General features: G+C 62.8%; 15 protein-coding genes. 5 read left to right on the top strand and 10 right to left on the bottom strand.

Annotation, left to right across the window (positions count from 1 at the left end; all coding sequences use genetic code 11):
* Positions 1–63: 63 nt before the first annotated feature.
* Together DV532_RS05205 and DV532_RS05200 are read right to left on the bottom strand one after the other, a co-directional pair.
* Positions 64–621 (bottom strand): hypothetical protein, encoded by a 558-nt coding sequence (locus DV532_RS05205; protein WP_056796151.1) that lies wholly within the window; start codon positions 619–621, stop codon positions 64–66.
* 51 nt (positions 622–672) lie between these two features.
* On the bottom strand, positions 673–1,428 hold the full coding sequence (locus tag DV532_RS05200) for a sulfite exporter TauE/SafE family protein (protein WP_056796146.1): 756 nt from the start codon (positions 1,426–1,428) through the stop codon (positions 673–675).
* 98 nt (positions 1,429–1,526) lie between these two features.
* Here DV532_RS05200 and DV532_RS05195 point away from each other — a divergent pair, with 98 nt between their 5' ends.
* The 4 genes from DV532_RS05195 (at position 1,527) to leuA (ending at position 6,787) form a co-directional block, all read left to right on the top strand.
* On the top strand, positions 1,527–2,405 hold the full coding sequence (locus tag DV532_RS05195) for a LysR substrate-binding domain-containing protein (RefSeq protein ID WP_056796145.1): 879 nt from the start codon (positions 1,527–1,529) through the stop codon (positions 2,403–2,405).
* A 55-nt stretch (positions 2,406–2,460) separates the two neighbouring features.
* Positions 2,461–3,840, top strand: a complete 1,380-nt coding sequence (gene xseA, locus DV532_RS05190) for an exodeoxyribonuclease VII large subunit (RefSeq protein WP_056796723.1) — start codon at positions 2,461–2,463, stop codon at positions 3,838–3,840.
* A 3-nt stretch (positions 3,841–3,843) separates the two neighbouring features.
* A complete protein-coding gene (locus DV532_RS05185; protein WP_056796142.1) occupies positions 3,844–4,671 on the top strand; it encodes a M23 family metallopeptidase in 828 nt (275 codons plus the stop codon).
* Positions 4,672–5,113: 442 nt separating this feature from the next.
* On the top strand, positions 5,114–6,787 hold the full coding sequence (leuA, locus tag DV532_RS05180; RefSeq protein WP_056796139.1) for a 2-isopropylmalate synthase: 1,674 nt from the start codon (positions 5,114–5,116) through the stop codon (positions 6,785–6,787).
* A 221-nt stretch (positions 6,788–7,008) separates the two neighbouring features.
* On the opposite strand, the gene DV532_RS05175 is transcribed toward leuA, so the two are convergent.
* Genes DV532_RS05175 through zwf form a run of 3 tightly spaced genes read right to left on the bottom strand, consistent with a single transcriptional unit; the run spans position 7,009 to position 9,876 of the window.
* The gene (locus tag DV532_RS05175) at positions 7,009–7,689 is read right to left on the bottom strand and encodes a bifunctional 4-hydroxy-2-oxoglutarate aldolase/2-dehydro-3-deoxy-phosphogluconate aldolase (RefSeq protein ID WP_056796136.1); all 681 of its coding nucleotides are present in this window, start codon (positions 7,687–7,689) and stop codon (positions 7,009–7,011) included.
* 17 nt (positions 7,690–7,706) lie between these two features.
* Positions 7,707–8,420, bottom strand: a complete 714-nt coding sequence (pgl, locus tag DV532_RS05170) for a 6-phosphogluconolactonase (protein ID WP_056796134.1) — start codon at positions 8,418–8,420, stop codon at positions 7,707–7,709.
* Positions 8,407–9,876, bottom strand: coding sequence for a glucose-6-phosphate dehydrogenase (zwf, locus tag DV532_RS05165; RefSeq protein ID WP_056796131.1), 1,470 nt, complete (start codon positions 9,874–9,876; stop codon positions 8,407–8,409). Before zwf ends, pgl begins: the two co-directional genes overlap by 14 nt.
* Before the next feature lie 211 nt (positions 9,877–10,087).
* On the opposite strand from zwf, the gene hexR reads away from it, so the two are divergent.
* The gene (gene hexR, locus DV532_RS05160; RefSeq protein ID WP_172830949.1) at positions 10,088–10,951 is read left to right on the top strand and encodes a DNA-binding transcriptional regulator HexR; all 864 of its coding nucleotides are present in this window, start codon (positions 10,088–10,090) and stop codon (positions 10,949–10,951) included.
* Here hexR and DV532_RS05155 read toward each other — a convergent pair.
* The 5 genes from DV532_RS05155 to DV532_RS05135 form a co-directional block, all read right to left on the bottom strand.
* Entirely contained in the window at positions 10,944–11,798 is an 855-nt protein-coding gene (locus tag DV532_RS05155; protein WP_056796128.1) for a D-hexose-6-phosphate mutarotase, read from the bottom strand. The genes hexR and DV532_RS05155 overlap by 8 nt on opposite strands.
* Positions 11,799–11,915: 117 nt before the next feature.
* Complete coding sequence (locus tag DV532_RS05150; protein WP_056796127.1) at positions 11,916–13,259, bottom strand: carbohydrate porin; 1,344 nt, start codon at positions 13,257–13,259, stop codon at positions 11,916–11,918.
* Between the two features lie 40 nt (positions 13,260–13,299).
* Positions 13,300–14,454 carry an ABC transporter ATP-binding protein gene (locus DV532_RS05145; protein ID WP_056796124.1) on the bottom strand — a complete coding sequence of 385 codons (1,155 nt, stop codon included), beginning with the start codon at positions 14,452–14,454 and terminating at the stop codon, positions 13,300–13,302.
* A gap of 3 nt (positions 14,455–14,457) precedes the next feature.
* A complete protein-coding gene (locus DV532_RS05140) occupies positions 14,458–15,303 on the bottom strand; it encodes a carbohydrate ABC transporter permease (protein ID WP_056796120.1) in 846 nt (281 codons plus the stop codon).
* On the bottom strand, positions 15,296–16,204 hold the full coding sequence (locus tag DV532_RS05135) for a carbohydrate ABC transporter permease (RefSeq protein ID WP_056796117.1): 909 nt from the start codon (positions 16,202–16,204) through the stop codon (positions 15,296–15,298). The genes DV532_RS05140 and DV532_RS05135 overlap by 8 nt, the downstream gene beginning before the upstream one ends.
* Positions 16,205–16,323: the final 119 nt, after the last annotated feature.

Genomic DNA, 16,323 nt, shown 5'->3' with positions numbered 1-16,323 from the left:
AATGGAAGCGCGCCATTATACTCATGCACGGCGCGCCGCTCAATGCAAAATAAGGGCCTTCGGTCAGCCTTGTGGCAGTTTTACCTGCACAACCGCCACTGGCTGGTCGAGCCAGTCGGCGAAGCTGTCGAGAAAGGCCTGGGTAAACCCGGCCTCGCCCCAGTTGTTGAAGATGAACCCCAGGTTGGAAAAGGCACATGGCTGCAGGTAAATGAAGCCATTGATGTCATCTTCGAAGCCGCACAGCGGGCAGGTGAAGTTGTCGCTCACCGCCGGCATCCACTCTTCCAGGCTGTCGAACAGGGGCTCGCCGACCTCGCGCCGGCACTCTGGGCAGCCGGCTTCTTCCAGGAAACCCTCGGTGGGCGTGTAGATGCAGCGTTTGAGCATCACCTCCAGGCCATTGACCTGCTCGCCAAAGGGCAGTTTTTCCGGATGCAGGGCCACTTTGCGCGCCCCTTGGGCCAAGGCGTGGGCCATGCGGTTACCGGTGCGACCACAGGTGGTCAATTGCTCCTCGACGATTTTCTCGCGCACCAACCAGCGCAGGATGGCCCGCGAACGGGCTTCATGCGAGGGGACGGTGGACAGCTTGGGGACGATGATGCTTTGGGTGTTCATGAACGAAGCAAGCCTGAAAAACTGCGGTAATGACGCAATTCTACCGCCTGCTCAGGCACTCAGGTAGCGACCGATAAGTGCCAGGCCACTGGCTAGCACCAGCCAGGTGACCAGGCGCACGAAGGCTTCGCGGGACAGCCGGTGGGTCAACCTGCGCCCTACCCAGAGGCCGATGAACATGACCGGCAACAGGCAGCCGGCGAGTAACAGCAGGCTTTGGTCGGCATATACGCCGGCGATCAGGAACAGTGACAGGCGCACCACCGTGCTGCAACTGATTAGCGCGCTCTGCGTGGCGCGCACCTGCTCCTTTACCTCCAACCGTGCGCTCAGGTAGAGCGCATAAAGGAACCCTCCACTGCCGAACATGGCGCCGAACAAGCCACCGGCGGTGCCCATCGGCACCGCCCAGAAGCCAGACAGACTGGCCGGCCGCACCTTCACCGCCAGCCCGTAAAGCGCATATGCCGTGACGAACACCCCCATCAGCAGCAACAACAGGTCGGACTTAAGCTGCAGCAAGAACACCACGCCCAGTGCGCAGCCTACGGCCATGAACGGCAGCAACCGCAGCAGCTCGCCGCGCACCACATCGCGGCGCGACGGCAATAGGTTGCCGAAGGCGGCGACGAAGTCCAGCAATACCAGCAGCGGAATGATCTGCGACAGCGGCATGAAGTGGATCAGCACCGGGCCGGCCACCAGTGCAGTACCAAAGCCGGCAATGCCAAAGACGATATAGGCGGCACCGACACCGAGCAAGATAGGCAGCCAGTCAAGGCCGGAGAACGATAGCTGGGCGAGCATGGCAACAGTTCCTGGGAAGACAGGCAAAAGGTTAGCCAGCTATGAGCCATGCCGACTAATATGCTTTTATCGCCATAGCTATCTGGAAAAGGCATGACATGACGTCGATTCGCCAGCTGCGTTATTTCGTGGAAATCGCCGAATGCGGCAGCTTCAGTGGTGCCGCCGAACGGCTGTACATTGCCCAGTCGGCACTCAGCCGGCAGATCAAGGAGCTGGAGCAGCACCTGGGCACGCCGATGTTTGAACGCACCGCTCGCCTGCCGCGCCTGACGCTGGCCGGCCAGGCCTTCCTGGAACGGGCGCGGCGTTTGCTGGCCGACCTGGCGCAAGCCGAACGGGTGACCCGCGACATTGGCGAAGGGCTGCAAGGCAGCCTGCGCCTGAACCATTCCAGTACGGTGCCGTTGACCGGCCCGTTGCTGGCTCGCCTGGGCGCTTACCTGCGGGACAACCCTGGGGTTGCGCTGGAAATTGCCCAGCAGTCGTCGGAGGCGCAGCTGGCGGATATCGCCGCCGGGCGCCTGGATATAGGCCTGTTGCGCTTACCAGTGCTGCGCCAGCATGAAGGCGTGGTACTGCATGAGTTGTTCAGCGAACCGTTGCTGCTGGCGGTCGCCGCCGACCACCCCTTGGCCAGCGCGCCACAAGTGACATTGGCGCAGTTGCGGGAAGAACGCTTCATTTCCATCCCGCACCGGGACCGTGGCGGGCTGAGTTACCTGTCGGCTTCGTTGTGCATGGAGGCAGGCTTTTTCCCCCAGGCGGCGCAGGTGTTGTCGCGCAAAACCACCCAGCTGCAATTGATTCAAGCCGGGTTCGGGGTGGCGTTGCTGCCGGAGTGCATGCGCGAGATTGCCCCAGCGTCGGTCAGCTTCGTGGCGCTGGAGGGGGGCTGCGAGAGCACCGTGGCACTGGCTTGTCGGCGTGATGCGGGGCAGATGGTTAGCCAGTTCGTAGCGGCGATGCAGGGCTGACAGGCCCCATCGCCGGCACAGACAACCGGGGCGGATGTCCTTTATGATGCCCGCCATGATCAGAGACCCCTTCGAACGACTCGGCCTGGACCGCGAAGTCCTTACCGTCAGCCAACTCAACGGCCGCGCCCGCGTGCTGCTGGAAGACGTGTTCCGCAGTGTATGGGTGGAAGGCGAGATTTCCAACCTCGCCCGCCCGGCGTCCGGCCACCTGTACTTCACCCTCAAGGACAGCGGCGCCCAAGTGCGTTGTGCGTTGTTCCGGCAGAACGCCACGCGGGTGCGGCAAGCGCTGCGCGACGGCCTGGCAGTGCGGGTGCGCGGCAAAGTTTCGCTGTTCGAAGGGCGTGGCGACTACCAACTGATTCTCGACACGGTCGAGCCGGCCGGCGATGGCGCCTTGCGCCTGGCCTTCGAGGCGCTAAAGGAAAAGCTCAGTGCCGAGGGGCTGTTCAGCGCCGAAGGCAAGAAGCCGCTGCCGGCCCACCCGCAGCGCATTGGCATCATCACCTCGCCTACCGGTGCGGTGATCCGCGACATCATCAGCGTATTCGGCCGCCGTGCCCCGCAAGTGGAACTGAACCTGATTCCCACCGCAGTACAGGGCCGCGAAGCCATTGCACAGATCGTGCGCGCTATTCGCTTGGCCGACAGCCTCGGGTTCGATGCGCTGATCGTGGCCCGGGGTGGCGGCTCGCTGGAAGACCTCTGGTGCTTCAACGAAGAAGCCGTGGCACGGGCCGTGGCCGCCTGCGTCACCCCGATCGTCAGCGCCGTAGGCCATGAAACCGATGTGTCGATTTGCGATTTCGTCGCCGACGTACGCGCCCCCACACCATCTGCTGCCGCCGAACTGCTGGCCCCCGATAACAGCGGCCTGCAGCAGCGCCTGGATGGCCTGCAGCGGCGCCTGCTGCTGCGCATGCAAAACCGCCTGACCCACGACCGCCTGCGCCTGGAGTCGCTGACCCGGCGCCTGCGCCACCCGGGCGAGCGCCTGCGCCAGCAGGCCCAGCGCCTAGACGACCTGGACATGCGTCTGCGCCGCGCGTTCATGCTTAGCCTCAACCAGCGCCACGAGCGCCTGGCGCGCCTGGACACCCGCCTGGCGGCGCAGCACCCCGGGCGCACCCTGAAACTGCTGGGGCAACGCCTGGACAGCCTGGCCGAGCGCCTGCCACGGGCCATGCGCGAGGTCCTCAAGGACCGCCGCCAGCGCTTCCAGGCCCAGCTACAGACGCTGCAGGTGGTCAGCCCGCTGGCCACCCTCGCCCGTGGCTACAGCATCTTGCTCGACGAGCATGGCCAGGCCATCCGCAGCGCCGAACAAACCCGCAACGGCCAGCGCCTGAGCGCCCGCCTGAACGACGGCGAGCTGCTGGTGCGGGTCGAAGATAACCACCTGACTCCGGTCACCCTCTCACTTCTGGACTGACACATGCCCCGCCTGCTCGCGCCCCTGCTTGCCCTTTCGCTTCTGCTGCTGGCCGGCGCTGCCCAGGCCAGCTACATCACCCGCGCGCTGAACAAGCCGGTGCCTGGCGGCGTCGCGGTGGTTGACCTCGGCCCCGCCGCCAGCGCGCCCAGCGCCCGCTTCGACGGCAAGCCGGTGCTGGTGGTGAAGGAGCAGGACAACTGGCTGGCCATCGTCGGCATCCCGTTGACCCAAAAGCCTGGCACCGCAGTACTGAGCCAGGGTGAGCGCAGCCTGCCGTTCAGCGTAGGCAACAAAAAGTACCCCGAGCAGCGCATCACCCTGAAGAACACCCGCCAGGTCAACCCGAACCCGGCCGACCTCAAGCGCATCGACCGCGAACTGGCCGAACAGATCAACGCCTACCGCAGCTTCAGCCCAAGCCTGCCGAGCAACCTGATCCTCGACAAGCCGGTCAGTGGCCCGCTGTCGAGCAAGTTCGGTGTGCGGCGCTTTTTCAATGGTGAAGAACGTAACCCGCATGCCGGGCTCGACTTTGCGGTGCCAGCCGGTACGCCAATCAAGACCCCGGCCAATGGCAAGGTGATTCTGGTGGGGGATTACTTCTTCAATGGCCGCACGGTGTTCGTCGACCATGGGCAAGGCTTTATCAGCATGTTCTGCCACATGTCGAAGATCGATGTGCAGGTCGGCCAGCAGTTGCGCCGGGGCGAAGTGGTCGGCCGGGTGGGCTCGACCGGGCGGGCTACCGGGCCGCACATGCACTGGAATGTCAGCCTGAACGATGCACGGGTGGACCCGGCGATTTTCATTGGCGCGTTCCAGCCTTGAGATGTGTGTTGGCAGTGCTGGCCTCTTCGCGGGTAAACCCGCTCCTACAGGGTTCGTGCCGCATCTGAAGGCTGCGCTGTCCTTTGTAGTAGCGGGTTTACCCGCGAACAGGCCAGCACTGCCACCCCAATTCCAGTCTGTTGCGCCATCGAAAAATACCGCGCAACAAACAATAACCAAGCACCATATTCCAGCCATAAAATCTCGCCTAATAGCTTTTTTTAAGCATTCCTCTCAATTTTTGGCGAACGCTTGCCATCCCCCACCCCACTGGTTAAGTTTGAAGGCATGAAAACCTTCAGCACCCTCATTCTGCTCCGACAACATCGCAGCCTCTGCCTGGTCAGCGCCCGACTACCAGGCTGAATCGCGTCGCCTCGCCCTTTCATCTCGTTATCGCTCGGCAGGCCCGATCTCGGCCGCACACAAAAGGATTGCTTCCATGACCATGCTCAAAGACCCTTCGAAGAAATACCGCGCGTTCCCGACCATCGACCTGCCTGATCGTACCTGGCCGTCGAAGTCCATCACCGCCGCGCCGATCTGGTGCAGTTCCGACCTGCGTGATGGCAACCAGTCGCTGATCGAGCCGATGGATTCGGAGAAGAAACTGCGCTTCTGGAAGACCTTGGTGCAGGTTGGCGTGAAGCAGATCGAAGCGTCGTTCCCATCCGCTTCGCAGACCGATTTTGACTTCGTCCGCACGTTGATCGAAGACGGCCACATCCCGGATGACACCACCATTCAGGTCCTCACCCAAGCTCGTGAAGACCTCATCGCGCGCACCTTCGAGTCGCTGCGCGGGGCCAAAAAGGCCATTGTTCACCTGTACAACGCCACCAGCCCGTCGTTCCGCCGCATCGTCTTCAACCAGGACAAGCAAGGCGTGAAGGACATCGCGGTGAACGCGGCCAAACTGTTCGTCAAATATGCCGCCCAGCAGCCGGAAACCCACTGGACCTTCCAGTACTCGCCGGAAACCTTCAGCGCCACCGAACTGGACTTCGCCAAAGAGGTCTGTGACGCGGTGATCGAGGTGTGGAACCCGACGCCCGAGCACAAGGTCATCCTCAACCTGCCGGCGACCGTAGAAAATGCCACGCCAAACATCTACGCCGACCAGATCGAGTGGTTCTGCCGCAACGTCAACCGCCGTGACAGCGTGATCATCAGCCTGCACTGCCACAACGACCGTGGCACTGGCATCGCCGCCACCGAACTGGGCCTGATGGCTGGCGCCGACCGTGCCGAAGGCTGCCTGTTCGGCAACGGCGAGCGTACCGGCAACGTCGACCTGGTGACCCTGGCGTTGAACCTCTACACCCAAGGCATTGACCCGCAACTGGATTTCTCCGACATCGACGGCGTGCGCAAGGTGGTCGAAGAGTGCAACCAGCTGCCGGTGCACCCGCGTCACCCGTATGTCGGCGACCTGGTCCACACCGCATTCTCCGGCTCGCACCAGGATGCCATCCGCAAGGGCTTCGCCAAGCAGCAGGACGGTGAGCTGTGGGAAGTGCCCTACCTGCCAATCGACCCGGCCGACATCGGCCGCAGCTACGAGGCGGTGATCCGCGTCAACAGCCAGTCGGGTAAAGGCGGCATTACCTACCTGCTCGAGCAGGAATACGGCATCAGCCTGCCGCGCCGCATGCAAATCGAATTCAGCCAAGTGGTACAAGGTGAAACCGACCGCCTGGGCCTGGAAATGACCGCTCAGCAGATCTACAGCCTGCTGCACAAGGAATACCTCCAGGCTAACGCCCCGTATGCACTGGTCAGCCATCGCCTGCAGGAAGAAAACGGCCATAGCGCCGTGGAAGTGGAAGTCGCCGGTGAAGGCGAGACCACCCTGCACTGGCGCGGCAAGGGCAACGGCGCACTGGAAGCGCTGGTAGCCGGCCTGCCGATTGCCGTGGAAATCATGGACTATAACGAGCACGCCATTGGTGCAGGCACCAACGCCAAGGCGGCGGCGTATATCGAACTGCGCGTGGCCGGTGGCCGCCCAGTGCACGGTGTGGGTATCGATGAAAACATCACCACCGCCAGCTTCAAGGCCCTGTTCAGTGCGCTGAACCGCTCGCTTAGCCAGCAGGAAGCCAAGGCGGCCTGAGCCCTCGCATGATGAATGAGAAAGCCCGCATCGTTTGATGCGGGCTTTTTTGTTGGCCTTGTCCCGGCCTCTTCGCGGGTAAGCCCGCGCCTACAGGCGTTTTGCAGCCCCTGTAGGAGCGGGCTTGCCCGCGAAAGGGCCAGTACAGGCAACACAACAATTGCAGGCAAAAAAAGGGGCGCCGACCAAGCGCCCCATAAGCCGTAAAGCACACAACAAATTCAGTTAGCGTCCAGCAGCGCCATCGCCTCCGCACTGCACGCTTCGATCCGCGCCCAGTCACCGTTCTTGATCCAGCTGCTGTCGAGCATCCATGTCCCGCCCACACACATCACATTGGGCAATGCCATGTAGTTGCGCACATTGGCGGGGTTCACGCCGCCGGTTGGGCAGAAACGAATGTCGCCGAACGGGCCGCCAAAGGCCTTGATCGCCGCGACGCCGCCGCTAATCTCTGCCGGGAACAGCTTGAAGCGGCGATAGCCCAGGGCATAGCCCATCATGATCTCGGACGGCGTGCTGATACCCGGCAGCAGTGGGATTTCGCTGTCCACGCCAGCCTCGAGAATGTCCTGGGTAATACCCGGGGTAACAACGAATTGTGCGCCTGCGGCTTCAACGGCGGCGAACATGCTGCGATCGAGCACGGTGCCGGCGCCGACACACAGCTCCGGGCGCTGTTCGCGCAGCACCTGGATAGCCTTTAGGCCATGCTGCGAGCGCAAGGTTACTTCCAAAGTACGGATACCGCCGGCAGCCAGGGCATCAGCCAGCGGCAGGATGTCTTCTTCGCGGGCGATGGTGATCACCGGCAAAATGCGCGCTTTTTCGCAGATGGCGTCGATCCGTGCGGCCTTGTCGGCCATCGAGAGCATAGGCTGTGGGCGTTCGAGGGTGGTCATGATTGTGGATCCTTGGCTCATGGGCACCAGTAGATGTCCAGGGGGTCGTGAAGAAAAGCACGAATCGGCATTTCAGTAAGGTCGTTGCCAGCCAGCGCAGCGCGCAGGGTAGCGAGTTTGCTCTGCCCTTGTACGGACAGCGCGGTGAAAGCGGCGCTGGCAAGCAGCGAGCGAGTCATCGACAAGCGCTGGTGCGGCACGCTCGGCGCCAGCAAGGGCAGGCAGCGGCGTGGGCAGGACAGGTCGAGGCCTGCCTCCAGGTTGGGGCTGGCGGGGAACAGCGAGGCGGTATGGCCATCGTCACCCATGCCCAGCACCAGTACGTCGATCGGCGGCAGGTTGGCCAAGGCCTGATCGGCCTTGGCCGCCGCGGCATCGAGGTTCTCCGCCTGCTGGTACAGGCCAACGAAACTGGCCTTGGCCGCCGCGCCCTTGAACAGGTGGCGAGCGAGCAGGCCGGCGTTGCTGTCGGCGTGCTCGACCGGCACCCAGCGCTCATCGGCCAGGCTGACGGTGACCTTGGCCCAGTCCAGCTGTTCGCTGGCCAGCTTCTCCAGGAACGGCACCGGGCTGCGGCCACCAGACAGCACCACACAGGCCTGGCCCTTGGCGGCAATGGCTGCGCGCAGGCGTTCGGCCACATCATGGGCCTGGGTTGCGGCCAACGTTTTGGCATCTGCCAGTGCGTGCACCTTCACAGTTACTGGCAGTTTCAGTTCAGATATCCCCATACCACGCCCTCCCATCGCGTGTGATCAGTGCAATCGAGCTCATCGGCCCCCAGGAGCCCGCTGCATAAGGCTTGGGCGCATCGCCCGCGTTACGCCAGCCGGCGATCAACTGGTCGCACCACTTCCAGGCATATTCGATTTCGTCCTTGCGCACGAACAGGTTCTGATTGCCGCGCATGACCTCGAGCAAAAGCCGCTCGTAGGCATCCGGAATCCTTGTACTGCGCCAGGTGTCGGAAAAATTCAGCTGCAACGGGCCGCTGCGCAGTTGCATGCCCTTGTCCAGGCCCTGCTCCTTGGTCATCACCCGTAAAGAAATGCCTTCGTCCGGTTGCAGGCGGATGATCAGCTTGTTACCGATCTGCAAACGCTGTTCCGGGGCGAAGATGTAATGCGGCGTTTCTTTGAAGTGAATGACGATTTGCGACAGCTTTTGCGGCATGCGTTTGCCGGTACGCAGGTAGAACGGCACGCCCGACCAGCGCCAGTTGCGGATGTCGGCACGCAGGGCGACGAAAGTTTCGGTGTCGCTCTGGGCGTTGGCGTTGTCTTCTTCCAGGTAACCCGGTACCGGCTTGCCTTCGCTGTAGCCGGCGATGTACTGCCCGCGCACCACACGGGTGCTCAACCCGTCGCCAGTGATCGGTGCCAGTGCCTTTAGCACCTTTACCTTCTCGTCGCGAATGGCATCGGCGGACAGTTCGCTGGGCGGGTCCATGGCGATCAGGCACAGCAGCTGCAACAGGTGGTTCTGGATCATGTCGCGCAGCTGGCCGGCCTTGTCGAAATAGCCCCAACGGCCTTCGATACCCACCTTTTCAGCGACGGTAATCTCCACATGGGAGATGGAATTCTGGTTCCACTGGGTTTCGAACAGGCTATTGGCAAAGCGCAGGGCAATCAGGTTTTGCACCGTTTCTTTGCCCAGGTAGTGGTCGATGCGGTAGACCCGGCTCTCGGGGAAGAACCGCGCCACGGCATCGTTGACCCGGCGCGACGACTCTAGGTCGTGGCCGATGGGTTTTTCCAGCACCACCCGAGTACGCGCGGCCAGCCCGGCCTTGTCGAGGTTTTCGCAAATGGCCCCGTACACCGCCGCAGCGGTGGCGAAGTAGGCGATCAGCGGCAATTCACCGGGCAATTGCTCGGCCAGGGCTTGATAACCTTCGGGCTGGAGGAAGTCCAGGTGCTGGTAGCCCAGCCGGGCAAGGAATCGGCCGAGTGCAGCGGGCTCGATATCGGCCTCGGGCACATGCCGGCGCAAGTGCGCTTCAATGGTGTTCAGGTGATCCTGTGCACTACCGGCCTCGCGGGCCAGCGCCAGCAGACGGGTATCCGGGTGCAACAGGTTGGCCCGGTCGAGCTGGTAAAGCGCGGGAAACAGCTTGCGCAATGCCAGGTCGCCGAGGGCGCCAAACAGGGCAAAGGTGCAAGGTTCTACACTGATCGAAGCCATGATGTTGGTTCTTTCCTAAAGTTGGTCTAGGAATACCGCTTTCAGATACGGTTTTCAAGGGTAAATGTAGTAAAAACCACAACATTACACACAAGTGTTACAGACAAGTGGTACGCCAACCGCGCCGACAGTACGATAGACGACCGTGCAAAAAGCCTGCTGCTACCACAGCCGGCTGTCTTCCCGACCCAAGGACACACCCATGGACCGCGTGCGAAACCTCCTGGAACAGATCCAGGGACGCCTCGACGAGCTGAACAAGGCCGAACGCAAAGTCGCCGAAGTCATCCTGCTCAACCCGCAACAAGCCACCCGCTTCAGCATCGCTGCGCTGGCCCAGGCGGCCAAGGTCAGCGAACCAACCGTCAACCGCTTCTGCCGCTCGTTTGGCGTCAGCGGCTACCCCGAGCTCAAGCTGCAGCTGGCACAGAGCCTGGCCAGCGGCGCTGCCTACGTCAGCCGCGCAGTGGAGGCCGACGACGACCCGGCGGCCTACACCCAGAAAATTTTCGCCAGTGCCATCGCCTCGCTCGACAGCGCCTGCCAGCAACTCGACCCGCAGCAAGTCAGCCGTGCCGTGGACATGATGATCCAGGCCCGGCAAATCCACTTCTTCGGCCTGGGCGCCTCGGCCCCAGTGGCTCTGGATGCACAGCACAAGTTCTTCCGCTTCAACCTGGCAGTGTCGGCCCACGCCGACGTGTTGATGCAGCGCATGCTGGCCTCGGTGGCGCACACCGGCGACCTGTTTGTGATCATTTCCTACACCGGGCGTACCCGCGAACTGGTGGACGTGGCCCGCCTGGCCCGGGAAAACGGGGCTTCGGTGCTGGGCTTGACCGCCGCCGGCTCGCCATTGGCCAATGCCTGCAGCCTGAGCCTGCATATTCCGCTGCCGGAAGACACCGACATCTATATGCCGATGACCTCGCGGATCATCCAGCTGACCGTGCTCGACGTGTTGGCCACGGGCATGACCCTGCGCCGCGGGGTGGACTTCCAGCCGCACCTGCGCAAGATCAAGGAAAGCCTCAACGCCAGCCGTTACCCAATCGAGGACGACGAACTCAACTAAGCCGGTGCGCCTGCAGGCGCAGGTGCGCACGCTGCCCTGGTGCCAGGCTTAAACCCTCGCCACTGCCGCTGGCAGCCTCGACGCAGACGAAGCCAAGGCATTCACGGCCAGTCACGCCCAGCAGCGGGCGGTTGCCCGGGTGCCAGACCACGGTGTCGTCGCTGTCACCGGTGTCGATGCACAGCTCGCGCTGCCAGGCCGAGTCCTGCAATTGCACCCGCGGCGTGCCGGGGTAAACCTTTTGGCAGCCGCCCTTGAGTTTCAGTGCGCCGTCTTCACGGCAAACCTGGCGGTTGAGGCGGTCATAGCCTTCAATGTCTTCGAGCCCAGACAGCGCTATCTCAGACACGTCACTGATCCGCCAGTAGGCCAGCAGCGCATGGCTCAGCTGGCACGGTTCGCTGTCTTGGTGCTCGGTGCTCAGGCTCAGTTCCATGCGGCTACCCAGCCGCGCATGCAGGTCGACCTGCCAGTCGCACAGCTCCAGCCGCCATTTCAGGGTCACGCCCTCCTCGTCCTCGCGGCTGTCTACCAGCTTCCAGTCCAGCAACCGCGCCCAGCCATGCGCCGGCCACAGGTCTTCGCTGGGGTGGCGGCCATACCACGGCCAGCACACCGGCACGCCCCCCCGTATCGCGCCCACCTGCGGCCATTGCTCGGCGCACCACAGCCAGGGCCGTTCACCCGCTGGCTGAAAATGCAGCAGCTGCGCGCCCTGGCGGCTGAACACTGCCTGGCAACGGGGATGATCGATGATCAGCACATCGCGCTGCTGGTAACGCTCCCACCCGAATGTCGGCCGCGGCCGCTGCGAGGTGAAGAAGCGATGGAGCGGATGTTCGGGCATGGTTCAGAGCTCTTGTTGTTTGAGATAGCGCTGTCTCGGCCTATCCCCGACAACCACTGCAAGCCAGTGGGTGCCGGGAACCGAAAATGGATTGGCGTAAATTTACAACAATTGCCCTCAGAATGACGACTGAATCTTCAAACCTGCGACCAGCGCGTTGTCCACCTCATCCACCCCGCCGGGGCTCTTGATGTACTGCAGGTTGGGCCGCACGGTCAGCCAGTTGGTGACGTGGAAGCCGTAGTACAGCTCGGCGTTGTACTCGGTGCGCTGCAGCGGCACGAAGCCTGGGTTGTCGTAATCGCCGATGCCGCTCTGGGCGTTGAGCAGTTCGGCGCGCTTTTTCACGTCGTCATTCACATGAATTCGGGCCACGCCGAAGCCGATGTCATCCTTGGGCCGCGCATCGAAGGCACCCTTGTACACCACCCCCACCTGCTGGTAGTTGTCGACTACGTTGGTGGCCTTGTCGTGCACGGTGAAGTTGGCGAACAGGCTGAGGCCACGGTTGATGTCGCCACCATGGGCGGTGACTTGCTGCTGCGCCACCACCCACCAGCCATGCTTGCTGGAGTGCGACTTGAAGGCTTCGCCGGTCAGCGCCTGCGGGTTGCCATTGACGTCGTCGAACACATCGTCGGCCTTGGCCGTGCTGTAGTAGTAACCCAGGCGGTACTCGCCCGGCAGGCCGTTGACCTGGGGTGACCACACCGCCTCCACCGGCAAGATCGCGCCCTTGGTACCGCTGCCGCTGAGCTTGAAGCCATTGCCGGTTTCCAGGTTCGACGGGTTCTGCTCGAAGGCACCGACCTGGACGAAGAATTCCGGGGTGATGTTGTATTTGACCCGCAGTGCCCACTGGCTGACCGGCCAGTTGTACCAGATGCCGCCCACCCAGTTACCCACTTGCGAGCCGCAGAACGCCAGGTTCTGGAAGTCGCAGGGGAAGCTGTTGAAATCCTCGCCCTCGCCGAAGCGGCCAAATTTCACATCCAGCGCACCGTCGAAGTACTTCTGCTTGATCCACATCTGGGTCAGGCGCCAGGTCTGGCCGCGGCCCCACACTTCCTGCACCGAGCTGAACTGCCCGGCGCGCGGGTCGCTGATGCGATCGTTGGACAGGTTGCGGCCGCTACGCTCGGTGATCGCCAGCTTGAACTCGGCATCGTGCCAGCCAAGGATTTTCTGCAGGTCCAAGTGTGCACCCAGGGCAAACTGATCGCTGTAGCGCGCGGTCTTGTCGTCGTTGTAGCCGCCGTGCAGGTTGCCGGCCACCTCACCGACATAGTCGAGGGTGAAGTCATAGCCCTTTTCCAGCAGTTCGGTGCGGGTCCCCCCCCAATCGCCGGTCATCCACTTCGATTCGCTGGAAAAGGCCTCGGCAGCCTGCGCGCCGCTGCTACCGACGATGGCAAGCAAGGCCAACGAGCCCAATGTCCTGATGCGTTTGCGCTGTTCCATCCCTTTGCGTCCTCTTTTTCTTATTGATGGTGTAGACGAGTTAACGGCCTTTGAAGTGGGCCACGTTGTCCTTTACGGTTGCGGCAGTAGTGGCCAGATGCACGCGCTCGCCGCTGGCGGCGTCGAACAGCAGCACCCGGGCTGGGTCGAATTGCAGGTTCAGGCTGTCGCCAACCCGGCACGCCACATCCGGCGCCAGGCGGCAGCACACCTTGGTCTGGTTGAGGGTGACGAACACCAGCAGGTCTGGCCCGGTGGGTTCGGTCACCTGCACCTCGGCGCGGATGCCGGGCAGGCCGTTGCCCTCTGCGGCGCCCAGGGCGATCTGCTCGGGGCGGATGCCCAGGATGATCTCGCGGCCATCCAGTTCATCAGCGCCCATCCCCAAGGGCAGCTCGCAACGCGCCTGGCCGCTGTCGAGCAGCGCCAACAGGCGCCCGTCCTGCTGCGTGAGGCGTACCGGGATAAAGTTCATTGGCGGCGAACCGATAAAGCTGGCGACGAACTGGTTGGCCGGGTCGTTGTAGATCTGCTGCGGGGTGCCGAACTGCTGGATGATGCCGTCCTTCATCACCGCCACCTTGTCGCCCAGGGTCATGGCCTCGATCTGGTCGTGGGTGACGTACACGGTGGTGGTCTTCAGGCGCTGGTGCATCAATTTCATTTCGGTACGCATCTCGACGCGCAGCTTGGCATCCAGGTTGGACAGCGGCTCATCGAACAGGTAGATCTTCGGCCGCCGCGCCAGCGCCCGGCCCATAGCCACGCGCTGCTGCTGGCCGCCGGACAGCTGCGCCGGTTTGCGCGCCAGCAGGTGCTCGATCTGCAACAGCTTGGCCACCCGCGCCACCTCCTCGTCGATGGCGGCCTGGGGCAGCTTGCGGATCTTCAGCCCGAACTCGATGTTCTCGCGCACGCTCATGGTCGGGTACAGTGCGTAGGACTGGAACACCATGGCAATGTCGCGGTCCTTGGGGCTCATGCCGCTGACGTCTTGTTGGTCGATGAGGATCGCACCGCCGGTGATCTGCTCCAGGCCAGCGATACAGTTCATCAAGGTCGATTTGCCGCAGCCCGACGGGCCGACCAAGATCAGGAACTCGCCATCCTTGATCGACAGCTGTATGTCCTTGAGGGTGTCCGGCAGGCCGCTGCCGTAGGTTTTGTTGACATTGCGAAGTTCAAGCGTTGCCATGACTTACCCCTTAACCGCGCCAGCCGTCAGCCCGCGGACGAAATATTTGCCTGCCACCACGTAGACCAGCAGGGTTGGCAGGCCGGCGATCATCGCCGCCGCCATGTCGACGTTGTATTCCTTGGCCCCGGTGCTGGTGTTGACCAAGTTGTTCAGGGCCACGGTAATCGGTTGTGAATCACCGCTGGAAAACACCACCCCGAACAAGAAGTCGTTCCAGATCTGGGTGAACTGCCAAATCAGGCAGACCATGATGATCGGCGTGGACATCGGCAGGATGATGCGGCGCAAGATGGTGAAGAACCCGGCACCGTCCAGGCGTGCGGCCTTGACCAGCGCATCGGGGATGCTCACGTAGAAGTTGCGGAAAAACAGCGTGGTAAAGGCCAGGCCGTAGACCACGTGCACCAGCACCAGGCCAGCCGTGGTGCTGGCCAGGCCAAGCTTGCCGAGGGTGAACGAGGCCGGCAGCAGCACGGTTTGAAACGGCAGGAAGCAACCGAACAGCAGCAGGCCGAAAAACAGCTGCGAACCGCGAAAACGCCACATCGACAGCACATAGCCGTTCAGCGCGCCGATGGCGGTGGAGATCAGCACCGCTGGCACGGTGATCAGGATCGAGTTCCAGAAGTAACCGCTGACCGTACCCCAGGCCTTGACCCAGCCGATGGCGGTAATGACTGTCGGCCAGCTCAGCAGGTTGCCCGTGCTGATGTCTTCGGGGGTTTTGAAGCTGGTCAGCAGCATCACCACCAGCGGCACCAGGTACAGCAGCACGGCAAGCAGCAACAGCGCGTGGATGGCGATGCGGCTGGGGCTCAGCGCCGGTTTATCGACAGGGCTATGCATGGCGTTTGCTCCGCAGCTCCGAGTACAGGTAAGGCACAAGAATCGCCAGGATTGCCCCGAGCATGAGAATGGCGCTGGCCGAGCCCATGCCCATCTGGCCGCGGCTGAAGGTGAACGAATACATGAACATCGCCGGCAGGTCGGACGAATACCCCGGGCCGCCGGCAGTCATCGCCGCTACCAGGTCGAAGCTTTTGATGGCGATGTGCGAAAGGATCATTAGCGCGCTGAAGAACACCGGGCGTAGGCTGGGCAGCACCACCCGCCAGTAGATGCGCGGCAGGCTGGCGCCGTCGATTTGCGCGGCGCGGATGATCGACGGGTCGACGCCACGCAGGCCGGCGAGGAACATCGCCATGATAAAGCCCGAGGCTTGCCACACGGCGGCGATGACCAGGCAGTACACCACCCGGTCGGGGTCGATCAGCCAGTCCAGGCGAAAGCCCTCCCAGCCCCAGTCGCGCAGCAGCTTGTCCAGGCCCATGCCAGGGTTGAGCAACCACTTCCAGGCAGTGCCGGTGACGATCATCGACAGCGCCATGGGGTAGAGGTAAATGGTGCGAATGAAACCTTCGCGGCGGATACGCTGGTCCAGCAACACCGCCAGCAGGACGCCGATGACCAGGCTAATGCTGATGAACAGGCCGCCGAACAGCAGCAGGTTCTTGCTCGCCACCCACCAGCGGTCGTTGTCGAATAACCGGGCGTATTGTGCAAGGCCGGCCCACTTGTAGGTGGGCAGAAAAGTCGAGGTGGTGAAGGACAGGACCAAGGTCCAGAGGATGTAGCCGTAGAAGCCCACCAGGACGATGAACATGCTCGGCGCCAGCACCAGCTTGGGCAGCCAGCGCTGTAGCGCGTCCAGGGGTGAGGCCCGCAGTTGGGCGGTAAGTGTGGTCATGGTTCACCTCAAAGGCGCCGCACTCCCCTGTAGGAGCGGCCTTGCGTCGCGATAGGGCTGCAACGCAGCCGCAAAGGACTCAAGGTCGACACCTACCGGAAAGATCGAGTGCGCAGGTT

The organism is Pseudomonas sp. Leaf58 (assembly GCF_003627215.1).
GTDB lineage: Bacteria > Pseudomonadota > Gammaproteobacteria > Pseudomonadales > Pseudomonadaceae > Aquipseudomonas.
The sequence above is the reverse complement of the archived record's forward strand: the minus strand, read 5'-3'. Positions and strand labels throughout refer to the sequence as shown.

Excerpts from the sequence above, each read along its gene's own strand:
- DV532_RS05205 (WP_056796151.1), bottom strand. The coding sequence starts at position 621 with ATGAACACCCAAAGCATCATCGTCCCCAAGCTGTCCACCGTCCCCTCG.
- DV532_RS05200 (WP_056796146.1), bottom strand. The coding sequence starts at position 1,428 with ATGCTCGCCCAGCTATCGTTCTCCGGCCTTGACTGGCTGCCTATCTTG.
- DV532_RS05195 (WP_056796145.1), top strand. The coding sequence starts at position 1,527 with ATGACGTCGATTCGCCAGCTGCGTTATTTCGTGGAAATCGCCGAATGC.
- xseA (WP_056796723.1), top strand. The coding sequence starts at position 2,461 with ATGATCAGAGACCCCTTCGAACGACTCGGCCTGGACCGCGAAGTCCTT.
- DV532_RS05185 (WP_056796142.1), top strand. The coding sequence starts at position 3,844 with ATGCCCCGCCTGCTCGCGCCCCTGCTTGCCCTTTCGCTTCTGCTGCTG.
- leuA (WP_056796139.1), top strand. The coding sequence starts at position 5,114 with ATGACCATGCTCAAAGACCCTTCGAAGAAATACCGCGCGTTCCCGACC.
- DV532_RS05175 (WP_056796136.1), bottom strand. The coding sequence starts at position 7,689 with ATGACCACCCTCGAACGCCCACAGCCTATGCTCTCGATGGCCGACAAG.
- pgl (WP_056796134.1), bottom strand. The coding sequence starts at position 8,420 with ATGGGGATATCTGAACTGAAACTGCCAGTAACTGTGAAGGTGCACGCA.
- zwf (WP_056796131.1), bottom strand. The coding sequence starts at position 9,876 with ATGGCTTCGATCAGTGTAGAACCTTGCACCTTTGCCCTGTTTGGCGCC.
- DV532_RS05155 (WP_056796128.1), bottom strand. The coding sequence starts at position 11,798 with ATGCCCGAACATCCGCTCCATCGCTTCTTCACCTCGCAGCGGCCGCGG.
- DV532_RS05150 (WP_056796127.1), bottom strand. The coding sequence starts at position 13,259 with ATGGAACAGCGCAAACGCATCAGGACATTGGGCTCGTTGGCCTTGCTT.
- DV532_RS05145 (WP_056796124.1), bottom strand. The coding sequence starts at position 14,454 with ATGGCAACGCTTGAACTTCGCAATGTCAACAAAACCTACGGCAGCGGC.
- DV532_RS05140 (WP_056796120.1), bottom strand. The coding sequence starts at position 15,303 with ATGCATAGCCCTGTCGATAAACCGGCGCTGAGCCCCAGCCGCATCGCC.
- DV532_RS05135 (WP_056796117.1), bottom strand. The coding sequence starts at position 16,204 with ATGACCACACTTACCGCCCAACTGCGGGCCTCACCCCTGGACGCGCTA.